The 14,892-nt window shown below is 34.7% G+C and carries 15 protein-coding genes; 12 read left to right on the top strand and 3 right to left on the bottom strand.

Features of this window, described 5'->3' with window-relative positions; genetic code table 11:
• Window positions 1-620: 620 nt before the first annotated feature.
• On the top strand, window positions 621-2,423 hold the full coding sequence (locus IPK35_10210; GenBank protein MBK8053620.1) for a peptidoglycan-binding protein: 1,803 nt from the start codon (window positions 621-623) through the stop codon (window positions 2,421-2,423).
• A gap of 214 nt (window positions 2,424-2,637) precedes the next feature.
• Here IPK35_10210 and IPK35_10205 read toward each other — a convergent pair whose 3' ends face one another.
• Window positions 2,638-2,952, bottom strand: coding sequence for a hypothetical protein (locus IPK35_10205; GenBank protein ID MBK8053619.1), 315 nt, complete (start codon window positions 2,950-2,952; stop codon window positions 2,638-2,640).
• Between the two features lie 397 nt (window positions 2,953-3,349).
• On the opposite strand from IPK35_10205, the gene IPK35_10200 reads away from it, so the two are divergent.
• From IPK35_10200 to IPK35_10160, 9 genes are all read left to right on the top strand, one after another.
• On the top strand, window positions 3,350-3,721 hold the full coding sequence (locus tag IPK35_10200) for a hypothetical protein (GenBank protein ID MBK8053618.1): 372 nt from the start codon (window positions 3,350-3,352) through the stop codon (window positions 3,719-3,721).
• Complete coding sequence (locus tag IPK35_10195) at window positions 3,667-4,554, top strand: TlpA family protein disulfide reductase (GenBank protein ID MBK8053617.1); 888 nt, start codon at window positions 3,667-3,669, stop codon at window positions 4,552-4,554. The genes IPK35_10200 and IPK35_10195 overlap by 55 nt, the downstream gene beginning before the upstream one ends.
• A 336-nt stretch (window positions 4,555-4,890) precedes the next feature.
• Entirely contained in the window at window positions 4,891-5,805 is a 915-nt protein-coding gene (locus IPK35_10190; protein MBK8053616.1) for a DJ-1/PfpI family protein, read from the top strand.
• Window positions 5,806-5,855: 50 nt separating this feature from the next.
• Complete coding sequence (locus IPK35_10185; GenBank protein ID MBK8053615.1) at window positions 5,856-8,381, top strand: hypothetical protein; 2,526 nt, start codon at window positions 5,856-5,858, stop codon at window positions 8,379-8,381.
• Window positions 8,378-8,602 carry a hypothetical protein gene (locus IPK35_10180; GenBank protein MBK8053614.1) on the top strand — a complete coding sequence of 75 codons (225 nt, stop codon included), beginning with the start codon at window positions 8,378-8,380 and terminating at the stop codon, window positions 8,600-8,602. The genes IPK35_10185 and IPK35_10180 overlap by 4 nt, the downstream gene beginning before the upstream one ends.
• A 255-nt stretch (window positions 8,603-8,857) precedes the next feature.
• Window positions 8,858-9,949: an aspartyl protease family protein gene (locus IPK35_10175; protein MBK8053613.1), complete on the top strand. Its 1,092-nt coding sequence runs from the start codon at window positions 8,858-8,860 to the stop codon at window positions 9,947-9,949.
• Window positions 9,950-9,962: 13 nt separating this feature from the next.
• Entirely contained in the window at window positions 9,963-10,415 is a 453-nt protein-coding gene (locus IPK35_10170; protein ID MBK8053612.1) for a GNAT family N-acetyltransferase, read from the top strand.
• A gap of 10 nt (window positions 10,416-10,425) precedes the next feature.
• Window positions 10,426-10,944 carry a hypothetical protein gene (locus IPK35_10165; protein MBK8053611.1) on the top strand — a complete coding sequence of 173 codons (519 nt, stop codon included), beginning with the start codon at window positions 10,426-10,428 and terminating at the stop codon, window positions 10,942-10,944.
• A gap of 18 nt (window positions 10,945-10,962) precedes the next feature.
• Window positions 10,963-11,493, top strand: coding sequence for a DinB family protein (locus tag IPK35_10160; GenBank protein ID MBK8053610.1), 531 nt, complete (start codon window positions 10,963-10,965; stop codon window positions 11,491-11,493).
• A 51-nt stretch (window positions 11,494-11,544) separates the two neighbouring features.
• Here the strand turns inward: IPK35_10160 and IPK35_10155 are convergent, their stop codons facing one another.
• Window positions 11,545-12,867 carry a hypothetical protein gene (locus IPK35_10155; GenBank protein MBK8053609.1) on the bottom strand — a complete coding sequence of 441 codons (1,323 nt, stop codon included), beginning with the start codon at window positions 12,865-12,867 and terminating at the stop codon, window positions 11,545-11,547.
• A 348-nt stretch (window positions 12,868-13,215) separates the two neighbouring features.
• Window positions 13,216-13,548, bottom strand: coding sequence for a helix-turn-helix transcriptional regulator (locus IPK35_10150; GenBank protein ID MBK8053608.1), 333 nt, complete (start codon window positions 13,546-13,548; stop codon window positions 13,216-13,218).
• 105 nt (window positions 13,549-13,653) lie between these two features.
• Here IPK35_10150 and IPK35_10145 point away from each other — a divergent pair, with 105 nt between their 5' ends.
• The gene (locus tag IPK35_10145; protein MBK8053607.1) at window positions 13,654-14,286 is read left to right on the top strand and encodes an NAD(P)H-binding protein; all 633 of its coding nucleotides are present in this window, start codon (window positions 13,654-13,656) and stop codon (window positions 14,284-14,286) included.
• 124 nt (window positions 14,287-14,410) lie between these two features.
• Window positions 14,411-14,872: a hypothetical protein gene (locus tag IPK35_10140; protein MBK8053606.1), complete on the top strand. Its 462-nt coding sequence runs from the start codon at window positions 14,411-14,413 to the stop codon at window positions 14,870-14,872.
• Window positions 14,873-14,892: the final 20 nt, after the last annotated feature.

Genomic DNA, 14,892 nt, shown 5'->3' with positions numbered 1-14,892 from the left:
TATATTTTATTTTTATGATTTTAGAGTATGTTTAAACTTTTATCATTTGGCTTCAAATGGCAAATTTTATTTTAGTCAGCATTATATTTTTCGCCGTACTGTGTCAAGCTACGCTTGAGCTTTCGGGAGGTTTCTGTTCCGATCAAGACATTTTTATTAAAAAATCGTCTTGACCGGCTTAATCAAGTACTGGCTACGAGCAGTTGCTCGCAGTACCTTCGCTTCAACTTAACTCAGTGCAGTGCTTCGGCTACGCTTTGTACAAGGCTTTATTGATTAAAGTATTTTACTCAATTCTCGTCATTGAAGAAACCATTCAATCATCTTTCCTAAAATTCAGACTCCTCACTTCCACTCAAACATAAAAATTTAACCAAACTCCTATAATAGTAAGTGAATAAGTAAATAATAGTGACATTTTTCTAATTAATATATATATTTATAGTACATTTGTGACAAATCAGCAGATTATTAGTCTATATCATTATTACCCCATTAATGATATAGTATTTTTAGGTAAATCTCAAATTTCTTCTTTAACAGAAATGGAGTGTAACATTTAATGTGCAAGCTTAATTTTAAGTATATATTTTTTAATTTAATAACTAAACATTTACATTATGAGAACCATTAAAACTTTATTTCTTGGAGTTTTTACATTTTTTGTTCTTGGTCTATCGGCACAGCCAGAGGCTGGTATGCCATCAGTACCGGGAAAGTGTTATGCAAAATGTGAGATTTCCGATCAGTATGAAACAGTTACTGAAAAAATCATGACCAGAGCGGCCAGCAGCAGAGCTGAGATCACGGGAGCCAAAATCGAGACAGCAACAGAAAGACTTCTTAAAAGAGAAGCAGCCGGTTCTGTTTCTGTGTCAGGAGCAAAATTTGAAAGAGTAAACCAGCAAGTTTTGACAAGAGAGGCAAGTTCTGCCTTGACTGTTGTTCCGGCAAAGTTTACAACCACTACTCAACAATTAGTTTCAAAAGAAGCCGGTACCACATTGAGTGTTGCAGCAGCTAAAGCAGAAACAGTAACTGAGCAAGTAATGGTTAGAGATGCTTATACGGAGTTAAAAGTTATCCCTGCCAAATTTGAAACGGTTACCGAAGAAGTATTATTAGAAAATGCTTATGAAACAGTTACAGTAGTTCCGGCAAAATACGAAACCATGACTGAACAGGTTTTGGTCAGAGATGCATACACTACACTAAGTGTTGTTCCAGCTAAATATGAAACTGTGACCGAACAAGTCCTTGTAAAAGATGCTTACACTACATTGACTACAGTTCCTGCAACTTATGAAACTGTATCTGAAGAAATAAAAATTGCTGATGCTTACACAAGAATCGAAAAAGTTGCAATGCAGTTTGAAACCACAACAGAGAGAGTAGAAACAGCTCCTGCAAGCACTAAATGGGAGAAAAAAAGAGCAGATAAAAACTGTCTGTCTGCCAATCCGGACGACTGTATGGTATGGTGTTTGGTTGAAATACCTGCAAGCTACACAACCATCACAAAAAGAGTTGCAAAAGGATGTACTGCTGGTTACGAGGCTAGTGGTGATGATTGTATCAAAACTATTGAAGTGCCTGCACAATTCACTAAAAGAACATACGAAAAGGTAAAAACAGCGGCGTCAACTACAAGTGTGACTGTTCCGGCTAAATACGAGTCAAGATCTTATCAGAAATTAGTAAGTCCTGCCACTACCACAACTGTGAGCGTTCCTGCAAAATATGAGACAAGATCATATCAAAAATTGGTGAGCCCTGCCACTACCTCTAAAGTTTCAGTACCTGCCAAAATGGGTAAAAGATCTTATCAGAAATTGGTCAACCCTGCAACAACTGAGGTAGTAAATATACCTGCAAAATATGAGACAAGATCTTACAAAAAATATACAAGCGCATCAGCAGTTTCTACAGATGTGCCTGCACAATATGTTACTGTAAAATATGAAAAATTGGAGAGTCCTGCTACTACTTCTTCTGTAGAATCAGCTGCTCAATATGGTACCAGATCATATGAAAAATTAGTATCTGACGCAGTTGCTACACCTGTAGCTGCAAGTGGATCTAACACATACGAAACAGTCACCATGAGAAAACTTGCTGCACCTGCATCTGTTAGCAGAATTGAAAGTGCTGCTGAATATACTACCATCACTAAAAGAAAACTTGTAAAAGCTGGTGGTTTTTCAGAGTGGAGAGAAATTGTTTGTGATACAGATGTAACAACTGACTTAATCAGAAGAGTACAAAGAGCATTGAAAGAAAGAGGTTATGATATCGGACCTGCGGGTGAAGATAATATCATAGGAGCAGATACTAAAACTGCTTTGAGAAAATATCAAAAAGACAATAATCTTCCTGTTGGAAATCTTGATTTTGAAACCCTTAAGTCATTAGGAGTAAAATAATTTCCGGAGAAAGAAATTTTTAATTAAAATCTTACAAGATGCCGTTTGTATTCATTTACAAGCGGCATTTTTTTTACCAAATTTGTACTCTTATAAGAGATAAATTCTGTTATTATAACTTCTTCTTAAAATTTATAAAAACAATGGTATATTTTCGATTATAACTAACACATTTTAGTCCATCCTAAGCCATTAATCTATCTTTGGATGTTGCTTAATTTACCTTTTTGAAATCCAAAGATTCTATATAGGTGAAAACTTTTTCTGCATTGTTTTTTGAAGTTGAAAGCATTCCTTTTCTTTCTATAAAAAAGATCAAATCAGCAACGTCATCAGCAAAATGAGCTGAGTAAATTATTTTTAATTTGTCCCATTTCTCCATTCTTGCTAATGTCCTTGCCTTGGCTTCTTCTAAGTTTAAAAGCTCTCCCTTGTACTTTTCATAAACTTGCTTTTTGGATAAGCTTTCATATTTTTCCTTTGGAAGAATGACATACCTCTTATTGTCAATGATTAATTCTGTGGGCATATCTATTTTTTTTATACTACAACACTATGTTGATTTAAAACTTCTCTCTCGGATATTATAGTCTTCATCTAATAGATTTTTGCAAAATCGATCTAATTCCGATTGATAAGAATTTTTAAGAAGCATAAGAAGTACCACTAACTTCTTGACAGTGAAGAACTTAACCCTACTGAATGCTTTTTTAATACCGTACTTAGAACGGAATTCAAATTGCTCGTCGTCGAACTTATGGGCTATATGTTTTAAAAATGTTAACCGATAATCAAAAATTTGTTGTACTTTTGGTAGGAAATACTCCTTTATATATCGCAAATATAAATGTATTATCCTTTATATCATAGTATTTTAGCACATTTTTTTCTTATCTAAACGAAATTGAAATAAAATATAATATTATATGAAAAAATTAACCATTCCTTTTTTGTTTCTTCTTTGCTTAAGTTTAAGTAGTCATGTTATTAATGGGCAAAATAATTTGGATGCTAAACATTTATTACAAAGTCTGAAAATCAAATGGGATAAAAATAATTCATATGAATATGATTTGAACTATGAGGCTATTTATTATTCAACGAACTATAACTATAAAGATTCTTCAAAGTGTTATTTTAAAAAAATAAATAATAATCCTGATTCTCTACAATTCATTGGTCAAAAAAAGAAGGTAAAAAGATTATACTTTCAAGCATTTACGCAGGGCATGACTACATTACATTGTTTGAAGATAAAAAGCAATATACCGTTGAAAATATCCCTTTACAAAAACTGAACAATTCTTATTTGAGGAGATCAATTTTGATGATTAGTAAAGCAATGGGCGAGATTTTAAATGATGAATCTGCTCTAATATCAATTGTTGATACAAGTATGATGCAAAGCAAATATACTCTGGTTATTATTGAACCTATAAATAAATGGTTATCAGGATATGGTAGTTGGAAACATTTAACAGATGATAAGATAAAGAAAAAATACCTGTTGATAGTAGATAAAAAAACACAACTTCCTGTACAATTCATCAGTCAAACAATTATTACAGGAGAAGATAAAATTGACTTTGAGCGCTTTGTATATAAAAATGTTATTGTTAACAAGCCACCCAAAACTAATTATATTTGGAAAACTGAAAGTATCGTGAAAGGATACAAGCCATTCGTTAAAGAGGATCCAAAAAAAGTCATTCAAAAAAAAGAAAAATTACCTTCCTTCTCTTTACCTTCTTACCAACCTGAAAATATTGGGAAAGTTTCATTGGACGAGTTTAAAGACCAGATAATATTGATTGACTTCTGGTTTAAAGCATGTGGTCCTTGCCAAAAAGCTTTACCACATTTTAATGAAATACAACAAAAATATATGGATAAGCCTTTTAAACTGATTACAATCAATGTGGAAGACAACGAAAACGATATGGCATTTTTTCATAATAAATTACAACCAACCTATCCAATGCTTTTCAAAGGTCAAAAATATTTCAATTCTCTTGGGTTTAGCGGATGTCCTACATCATTACTCATCAATAAAAATGGAGAAGTGGAAAATATTTTTATCGGCTTCGACCAACTTAAAGTAGAAAAAGCGATTGAAGCACTCTTCAAGTAATATATACTTACTTAGATTTTAGATTAACGATTCTTAAGAGTATAACAAAAAACAAGATAGCCATTCATTTTCCAAATTCTTAATAAAGACCAGCACTAAATATTGACGAAAAAGGCTATCTTCTCCCTTCACAATTGATCACAGTTGGATTTAAAAGCGAGTCACGAAACATATTTCTCAGTGAATTCAATTATTACTAATCACTTTATGATTGAATAAACGGGGTTCTGAAAAGTTGCTTTATATCTGATATCGTATTATGTGGCCGAATATGTCCAATTACTGTCCTTTAAGTATCTATTTTAAAACTTACCTTTGCGGTGTAAACAGCATGATATGCCTACAAAATTTATCTTTTTACTCTTGCCGCACATCCATATTCTCGATTTGGCTGGACCTGATCAAGCATTGCATGAAGCGATAGACTTTGGGGCTGAATTTGTCATAGAATATTGTACATTGGACCAGCAAGTGACTACCACAAGTGGGCTTCCGATAGGACAGGTAGGGCATTACTCCGGTACACAATTGGCCAAAGGAGATTATCTGATGATTCCAGGTTCGGCCTATGATTTTATGGTATCGCCATCTTTTGTTGCAGAGAAAAGCCTTTTTGAATGGATCAAGCTTCAATACGATCATGGAGCGAATATATGCAGTATATGTATGGGTGCTTTCGCCCTTGCACAATCGGGACTACTTGATGGCAAAAACTGCACTACTCATTTTAAGAAAACCAAAGCATTGCAAGAGCGATTTCCCAAGATCCAGGTGATAGAAAATATCCTTTTTACTGATCAGGACAGAATCTACACCAGCGCTGGTATAGCAGCAGGCATAGACTTGACACTTCACATCATTGAAAAATTGAAAGGTAGCCACTTCGCTCATTTGGTAGCTCGTGAATTGGTCGTTTACCATCGCAGGAAAGGTAATGCCGCTCAGGAAAGTGAATACCTGACTTTTCGTAATCACATTCATGCAGGTATACACAAGGTGCAAGATTACATTATTGATCACATATCGCAGAAAATGTATTTGAATGATCTGGCTGAAATGGCCCATATGAGCGAACGCAATTTTACCAGAATATTCAAAAAAGAAACTGGCATCACTGTCAATGATTTTGTGACACTCATTCGCAAAGAGAAAGCAGAAACTTTACTCAAAAATCTTGATTTGTCACGTAGGGAGATTGCCAACAAAGTAGGCTTACAAAGCGAAAAACAATTGATGAGAATTTTGAGCTGATGGCAATATTAAAATAATCAAATATTATTAGTAAAATAATTGAAATTCAAATGAAGTATATATTTTTTCTTATCTTATTGTTTAAAGTGCTCACACTTGCAGCAAATGTTGATATTAAAAACATCACATTGGATTTACAGTTTGACTGGATCAAAAAGACTGCGTTTGGTACAGCTGAAATCACCCTTAACAGCTCGTCCGCTTCAAATGAAATTTATTTAGATGCAGGAAATCTTTTGATCGAATCTATTTCTATCAATGGGAAAAGTCTGGATTTTAAGTATGAAGGTGGAGATGCTAATGACAATTTACTGATACGTTTAGATAGACAATACTCACCAAAGGAAGCCATCATACTATTAGTAAAATATAGTACTCAATACATCAATTATTCAGATCCAAACGCCATTGGTGGTAGTTTTGGTAAAGGGCTACGGTTTATGACCCCTACCACTACTACACCAATCAAGCGCAAACAAATATGGAGCAGTGGGGAGCCAGATGGCAATAAGTATTGGTTTCCATGCAATGAAAATATAGCTGATATACATACAACAGAAATCATTGCTACGGTAGAAAAACCGCTCATGGTCATAGGAAATGGCAATTTGATTGATGTTAAAGATAATAACAATGGTAGCAGAACTTATCATTACAAATCGTCACGACCATTTCCCAATTATTTAGTATCTATAGTTGTAGGCGAGTATGAAGCCATTGTGCAAAAAACAAATAATACCACCATTCAAACCTTTGGTTATCCTGATGAAAAAGAAGCAGTAAAATCTACGGTTGAATTATTGCCTGAGATGGTAAAATTTCTTGAAAGTAAGACGGGTTATGCATTCCCTTATAAAACTTACAATCAGGTAGTAGTTCAAGATTACCCTTTCCCGGGTTTGGTAGGTCAGCACAACACAGTCATGCTTTCGGACAATTACATCGATGATTATGGTGTGCACAAAGATTTCAAATACCTGTGGGATGGCGTTGCAGTGCAAGCTTTGACGGCTCAGTGGTTTGGTAATTTATTAATGCCTAAGACATGGAAAGACATCTGGCTCAACAATGCTTTTGCAGCATATTTCGCTGGACTTTTTACCATAAAAGATAATGGTGAAGCTGAATATCTGTTGTGGTATCATTATCCGTGGGAAAAATCAATCGTAGCTGGTGATTGGCAAAATGATGTCAAATATCCAATAGTTCCTAATGATTTTAAAAATGTTCCTTCTTACAATTCTAACAACAATAATAAGTTTCGCGGAGCCTTGGTTTTGAGAATGCTACAACAAGAATTGGGAGAAGATAAATGGTGGAAAGCTATACAATATTATGTAAAATCGCATGCGGGTAAACAAGTCACAACAAAGGATTTTCAAAATGCAATTGAGAAAGTCTCAGGAAAATCTTATCAATGGTTCTTTGACCAATGGATTTATAAAATTGGTATGCCAAATTTAGTTGTTACCAAAAAGTATGACAATGCCAAAAAGCAACTCCTATTAACAGTTAAACAGAATCAAGGTCCTGAAAATAAGTCGGGCTATGACCAAGTAAACTTCTTTAAAGGTAAAATTGCCATCGAAATAGATGGCCGGAGAGCATATATGGAGTTAAAGCCACAAGCTGAAACCATAGTATCTTTTTCGCAAAAAGTGGAACCTAAATATGTACATTTTAACGTCAATGAAAATTTTCTTTGTGATTATATTTTTGAAAAAAACAAGAGCGAATTCGAAAACCAACTCAAAAATGCTAAGGACATTGCGGCCCGGAAATTGGCTTTAGACAATCTTGTGATTATAGCTTCGGATAGCACCACTACTGTCTCTGAAAAAAGCAAAATAGAAGCTCTTTTTATAGATGAAATCCAATCGAATAAATACTGGAGATACCGCATGTATGCATTGAGCAGCTTACAAAGCATTCAACCAAAACCCTATCCAGCATCGTTTAAATCCTTATTATTGGACATCATCAAAAAAGAAAAATCCTGGATAAAAAGTACTGCTATATTTATGCTTGGAAGCACCTCCGATTCAGCATATTTTGATTTGTACCAATCAGCATTGACCGATACAAGCGATCGGGTGATCAATGCAGCAGCAATAGCCATTGGTAAAACCAAAAGCATTAAGGCCTATGATGTATTGATGAATATGGAAAATCAAAAATCGTGGAAAAACCAAAACAGAATCAGCGCACTGAATGGCTTACAACAATTAGGCGATGAAAGAGCTGCGGATTATGCGATGTATTGTATCAAAGATAATATTTCGCCCCGATGGTATTTGGCAACACCTACATGGGATTATCCATTTACGGCGATGAATACTCTAGTGAGTCTAGGAAAAGGGGATTTGGCATATCCGATATTGATAGATCGCTTCAAAAAATCATTGAATGATAATGATGTTAACGTTATTTTTCAAAATGTTCAACTTATAGATCTATTAAAAGACAAAAGAGCTGGAGAAATGTATACCATGCTCAAAGAAAAATTCAAAGATGATAAGGTTATTTTGGAAGCAGTATACAGTTATGAAAAAAATTATAACGATAGTATAAAATGATCAATACTTTTACCAAATACAAAAATCGCCCTATCCGTTTTGTAGAAATTTATCATGTGACAGGTTGGAAAGTCAAGATTTACAGCATATCTGTTCATCATGAGTTTGTGACAGAAACCAATTTAATGGATGCTAAAAACAAATTAAAAGAATGGTTGGCTATAGCCTCCAAACATGATTTACCAACCTATAAAATTGCAACACTGATTTTGCAACACTGATTTTGCACGAAGGTAAGGAAGGTGTCTTTGCCATCATCAATTGGTGGATAGACGAAAACATGTTGCAAAATTTTGTTTATTTAAAAAGTATAACGAACAGGAATTTCAACTTTTTTCTCAAGATGGTATTTGCACCTGCGTATGGGAAATGGCAGTGTGGTGGCACGAACGCAATGCTTGGGTTAAACATATTTTGTGTAAGCATGACAGACCTGATTTTCAAGATTATTTAAATGATCAATTAAATACAGATATATGAAGAAGTGTATAATGTTTTTTATTATTGGTGTGTTGGCCTTCAATCTTTATGCTCAAAAAAAGTTACCTGTCATAAGAGCAACATCCGAAAAGGTATCAATAAACGACGATGGATTTTTTGAAAAAGACAGCTGGTATTTAAGTCCTGACTCTAAACCCGATGTGTATAAAGCATATAGATCTAAAAAGACTAAATGGGTAACTTTTTATACTGATATTGATTCCTTAAAGTTTAAAGTTAAGCCGGGGCAGCATTACGATTTCATTATTCTTTTGAATGAAAAGGATTCTTGTTTTACCAGGATTGAAAGCTATGTACCCACATCTCAGTTTACTTCCACAAAAAATGATACGATACCTTTTCAACTTAGTGGACATAATGCATTAGTAGTAGATGCAGTGGTCAATGGAAAGGATAGCCTAAAGATTCATTTTGACTTGGGTACATTCGATTTCAGACTCACAAAAGAAGGTCGAAGTAAAGTAAGTCAGGCCAAAATTAATACAATTCAAATTGGGAAAATAATATGGAATAATGCGAATGTCACAAATGCAAAAAATGCATCTCATGGTATGGATGGACGGTTCGGGTGGCATACCTTTGAAAACAAAATTCTAACCATCAATAATGAAAATCTTGTCCTTATAGTTGGAGATAAATTGCCTGATAATCTAAAGGAATATCAAAAAATGGACCTTGTTTTTATTAAATCGTGGCCATGTATAGAAGCCATCGTACACAGTGATGATAAAAAACACAGATCTTATTTTTTAATGGACAACGGTTCAGAGTTGGCAATGGTGCTCAATAAAAAATGGATTCGAAAAAATGAATTGCCCACAAATTTGCAGGTAATAAAAGAATCAAAAATAAGTGATGGAGCAGGCAATCAGTATGAAACTAAAACCGTAATGATACCCAAAATAAGTGTTGGCGGTTTTGAAGTAGAAAATATTCAAACACTTATTATGGAAGGTGATGGGCCTATGGGTGAAATGGTCAACTACTTCGGTAATAATGTATTGAAAAGATTTGATATAATACTTGATTTCAAAAAGGATAAAGTGTATATAAAACCAACAATTTAAATAAAAGTAACAAGTGACAAACAACAATATTAAAAAAGCAAAAATAAATGATGTGCCTGGATTGGCGATCCTTTTTGATCAATACAGGGTTTTCTACCGTAAAGAAAGCGATGTAGCTAGTGCTGTTTCGTTTTTGACAGACCGATTGAGTCGTGATGAATCAGTAATATTTCTTTGTGAAAGAGAAGGCAAGTTGGCTGGATTTGTGCAGCTATACCCTTTATTTTCGTCTACTAGGATGCAGCGATTATGGCTATTGAACGATCTGTTTGTGGCTGAGGAATTCAGGGGTCAAGGAGTTAGCAAAGCATTGATAGAAGCCAGCAGAGTATTTGGCATTGAAACAGGTGCGTGTGGCTTATCATTAGAAACAGAAAAGACAAATCTTATTGCCAATCAACTTTATAAGGCAACCGATTGGGAGCTGGATGAAGAACATAATTATTATTTTTTAAGCACTAAATAAACAAAAGAAAATGGATTTAACAAAAATCACATCATCACATCCAAACTTGACCATTGCACCCTCTGCTACTTCTACTTATTCTGACTTTGATTTCCTGGAAGGAAAATGGCATGTAAAGAATCGCAAACTAAAGGAAAGATTAGTAGGAAGCACCGAATGGATATCATTTGAATCAGAAATTCATCTAAGAAAAACACTTATGGGAAATATTGAAAACTATTATTCAATTTTCGAAGGTGTACCGTTTGAAGGTATGGCAGTAAGACTATTTGATACCCACACAAAGCTTTGGACTATTTATTGGATCGATAGTAGCAATCCAAAAATGGATACCCATCCGGTTGTAGGAAGTTTTGAAAACAAGGTTGGTGAATTTTTCACGAAAGATATTTTTAAAGGTCAAGAAATTTTAGTCCTGTATAAATGGGACGCAACAAATGCAAATCATCCTATCTGGTCCCAGGCATTTTCTGTGGATGAAGGACTAAGTTGGGAATGGAATTGGGAAATGGTATTAAGTAAAATTTAAAAAATCAAACAGATCAAAATGACAAAATCAGACATCAAAATCATGCCCGAATACTTTGATAGATATATCGCTTTGGCAGATGACCACTTGAGCGTAGTAGAAGCTTTAGAGTTGAGTTTACAAGAATTGAACGATGCACCTGTGGACAAGTGGAGAGCCCTGGGTGATCAGGTGTATGCTGAAGGAAAATGGACATTACGTGATATTTTACAACACTACATAGATACAGAGCGTGTTTTTGTATATCGTATCCTCTCTATCGCCAGAGGTGATCAACAAAAAATGACACCTTATGACGAAAATGAATTTGCTAAAAACGCACTTGCAACCCGTCGATCATTGGATGAAATCCTTGATGAATTGAAACTCATCCGCAGAACCACCATCATGATGTTCAAGTCTTTTACTGATGATATGCTGTTGCAAAATGGTCATGGATACAGCGGTGTGCAATATGGGCCACTTGCATTAGGTTTTATGTTGGCAGGACATCAGCGTTGGCATTTTAGGGTTTTGGAGGAGAAGTATTATCCGATGCTTAAGAGGTAGGTTTTTTGGATTAATATAGAAGTTTACACCGAAATAGTCTTTTACTTTTTATCAATATCCCCAAGGGTTAGAAACCGTGACTTTTCGTTGCAAAAACCGCTCAATCTTATCTACATAAGGCTTGAAATCATCTAAACTTCCATCAGCGACAACTATCCATATCTGTTCGCCATCATGTTCAACTTGTGCTATTAAGCGTTCAGCACTTTCACCTTTATCAGGCATCCAAACTTCCCTATTCAGAGAGATCAATTTTTCCTGTGGGATAATGACTGCATTTATGGAATTTGCAAAACCGAAACGTTTAGTAGAATCATCACGCCAGATGATATAGGGTTTGTCGGGATATATATCGGATCTTTGTATTCCTTCAGGCGTAGGAACTACATAGGGATTATTTCGCCAATCAAAATAAATAGGAAAATTTTTGTTTAGGTACATGCTTTCAGTTACTTCAAAATTCCATTCATGAGCGACACTCAGCCAACATTCCGGGTAGCTTCGGTCGTTGGTTAGATAGAAAAAACAATGTCCCGACCCTTCATTCGTGGGGCCATCAAAATAAAATGACAGTTTGATTTCTAAACCTTCCCAGTTCCATACAGCGGTCAATGCTTCCTTTGATTCATGACAAGTAGCAGGCACTCCGAGCACTTTTTCAAGGCACTCTTTAGGCAAATAATAATTGTGCTGGCCAGGATTTTCTATCAAAATATATGCCTGATAGTTTTTGGGTGGTGTATCATTCCTGCTTTGGAGCACCGTGATGGTAAAATCTTCGAGTACCAAATTGCCAAGAATGATCTTCTTTTTAAAGCGAATGTAATGAGGCAAGCCGCGTTCGCCAGCAGACAAGTCCACAAAATCAAGAATTTCAAAATCTGTTATTTTTTTATTCCAAGCTAATACTATTTCAGGTTGATCAAAACATTGAAAGCCTTGCCATAGGTTTTTTCGCAATGACTCAGGGTCTTTTGCATCTAAAATTGCAGATTTTGTGTAATCATATCGCTGCCAGAGCAGTCGGTTTTCATTCGGATACTCTTGTATCAAAAAATCAAACTGTGAAGCAGCAATTTGGTATTTATTCTGCAAATAATTCAATAAATCTGAGAATCCATCGGCATCTGATGGAACGTATATTGTTGTATTTTGATTGGTCAAATTAACAAACACTGATAGACCTGAGCCAATTGAAGTTGGGTATACTGAACCTGAGACCTTACGCAATTCCGACAAATCAAACTGCCGTTCGTAACCTTGACGCCAAAAGGTCATATGATCTCCTTGGAGCTTGAGCCATGCTTTTTGCTGCGGCTTCGTTGACTTTTGTACAGATGAAATTAAGTTTTCAAAAAATTGAAAGAAATTCATATCGTTTCATGTTTAGTAAAAGCTTGTGTAAGTATATTTACATAACAATTACTTCTTTAAGCTGATTATAGCCAAAATTGCAATCATCAGCGGTAATGAGATCTTATACAATTGTATTAAATCATGCGAATAATAGCAAGACACACATACAGCAAAAATTAAAAATGCACTAAAAATAATTGCGATCCATAACAAGATGACTTTATATTTTGAAGATTTATCATTTATCATAAAAATTTATTACTTTGTTGGAAATACAAAAATTAAAAGGAAAACAATTTGATATCTTGCTGTAACAAGTTGTGACAAAAGTACATCAATTTGGTCTTGTATCGGCACAATATTAAATCAACCGATTATAACCTTCCTGTGTTTTTGACCCCAAGCCACTATTTGACCAATTAAGGGTTGTAAAGAATTGCCATGTTCAGTGATACTGTACACCACAGATATAGCACTTGATGCATCAACTTCGCGATCGACCAATTTATTCATTTCAAGATATTTCAATTCTTTTGTGAGAGTCCGTGGAGTGATACTTCCCAAATCTCTTTTGAGTTCGTTAAACCTTTTTGCCTTGTCGCAAAGACTCGCCAAAATAGCTCCACGCCATCGACCACCAATGATCTCTATCACATCTTGGACATCTCTTAACTGAACTTGTTTTTCTTTATTCTTCATTTTGATGATGCTTAAGTATCCTAAAAGATAGTGGTATTTTTTGCAAAGGTAGTATATTTTGGATACTATATTTATACCTTTGCAGAAGTAATTTTAAACATAAAAATGAATATAACAATTATCGGTGCATCAGCAGGCGTAGGACTGGAAACCGTAAAAAGAGCATTAGAGCGAAATCATAAAGTAACGACCTTGTCTCGTTCTGAAATCAATTTGCCAAGCCATTCGAATATGACAACCATAAAAGGAAGTGCTACAAACAAAGCAGATTTGAAAAAGTCTATTGAAAATGCTGATGCCGTAATCATAGCATTGGGTACGGGCACAAGTATGAAGGCTACGACTTTATACTCAGATTTTGTAAAACTTTTGGTTGAAGTTCAAGCAGAATCGAATACAAAAATACCATTCATTATATTGACAGGCTTTGGTGCAGGTGAAAGTGGCAAATACCACGGATTTATAATGAAACTTTTCTTCAAATTTCTATTAAAAGATGTGTATGCCGACAAAACCAAAATGGAAGAAATCATTACTGCTTCAAAAATGAAATGGGAAATTGTAAGACCGGGTATGTTGAAAGATAAACCTTTAACCGAAAAATATCGTGCCGAAAACAAACTTTATAAAGGTATCAACATTGGTGGAATCAACCGTGCCGATGTAGCTGATTTTATGGTAAAGCAAGCCGAAAATCATACAGAGATATTTAAATATGTTTCACTTTCAAATATTTAATAAATATGTTAATAAACAAGACCATTACTTTACAGTCAGCTTGGATATATAGCAGAAAGAATGTAATCAGAACATTGTTGTTAAGTACTACAGTGGTTGCATTGTATGAAGTTTAAATCTAAAAATAATTGCTATCCCATTTCTGCCTGTAGCATCTGTGGGTACAGCCGTGGCTTTTTATGTGGGCTTCAAAAATAATCAAGCTTACGATAGACTGTGGGAAGCAAGGCGTTTGTGGGGTGGCATCACCAATACCAGTCGAATATTGGCAGCATCATTTATATCTCTCATAAATGATAAAACTCTGCAAAAAGATTTTTTGATGCGTCATATCGCATACATCAATATTCTTCGGTTGCAATTAAGAAAAACCATACCTTGGGCTACCGGTAATGAAGATTATCATCGTCAGTATGTTTCAGAATCAGAAGAAGTAAAAGAATTTGATATTGCCATCAAAGAGCTTTTCGAAAAAATGGACAAATCTGATATTTTCGAAAAAGTAAAACATAAAGGTAATATTGCCAGCTATACATTAAAGTATCAATTTGAAGTCATAACCAAGCTAAAAAAGATAAACAGTTAGACGAATATGAACATAGTGAT

It is taken from the genome of Saprospiraceae bacterium (assembly GCA_016713025.1).
In the GTDB taxonomy this organism is placed as follows: Bacteria; Bacteroidota; Bacteroidia; order Chitinophagales; family Saprospiraceae; genus OLB9.
This window is presented reverse-complemented; position numbering and strand designations above follow the sequence as displayed.

What these genes read in the sequence shown, in the direction of transcription:
- IPK35_10185 (MBK8053615.1), top strand. Translation starts at nt 5,856, where the DNA reads ATGAAGTATATATTTTTTCTTATCTTATTGTTTAAAGTGCTCACACTT.
- IPK35_10190 (MBK8053616.1), top strand. Translation starts at nt 4,891, where the DNA reads ATGCCTACAAAATTTATCTTTTTACTCTTGCCGCACATCCATATTCTC.
- IPK35_10165 (MBK8053611.1), top strand. Translation starts at nt 10,426, where the DNA reads ATGGATTTAACAAAAATCACATCATCACATCCAAACTTGACCATTGCA.
- IPK35_10200 (MBK8053618.1), top strand. Translation starts at nt 3,350, where the DNA reads ATGAAAAAATTAACCATTCCTTTTTTGTTTCTTCTTTGCTTAAGTTTA.
- IPK35_10160 (MBK8053610.1), top strand. Translation starts at nt 10,963, where the DNA reads ATGACAAAATCAGACATCAAAATCATGCCCGAATACTTTGATAGATAT.
- IPK35_10210 (MBK8053620.1), top strand. Translation starts at nt 621, where the DNA reads ATGAGAACCATTAAAACTTTATTTCTTGGAGTTTTTACATTTTTTGTT.
- IPK35_10205 (MBK8053619.1), bottom strand. Translation starts at nt 2,952, where the DNA reads ATGCCCACAGAATTAATCATTGACAATAAGAGGTATGTCATTCTTCCA.
- IPK35_10145 (MBK8053607.1), top strand. Translation starts at nt 13,654, where the DNA reads ATGAATATAACAATTATCGGTGCATCAGCAGGCGTAGGACTGGAAACC.
- IPK35_10150 (MBK8053608.1), bottom strand. Translation starts at nt 13,548, where the DNA reads ATGAAGAATAAAGAAAAACAAGTTCAGTTAAGAGATGTCCAAGATGTG.
- IPK35_10175 (MBK8053613.1), top strand. Translation starts at nt 8,858, where the DNA reads ATGAAGAAGTGTATAATGTTTTTTATTATTGGTGTGTTGGCCTTCAAT.
- IPK35_10155 (MBK8053609.1), bottom strand. Translation starts at nt 12,867, where the DNA reads ATGAATTTCTTTCAATTTTTTGAAAACTTAATTTCATCTGTACAAAAG.
- IPK35_10180 (MBK8053614.1), top strand. Translation starts at nt 8,378, where the DNA reads ATGATCAATACTTTTACCAAATACAAAAATCGCCCTATCCGTTTTGTA.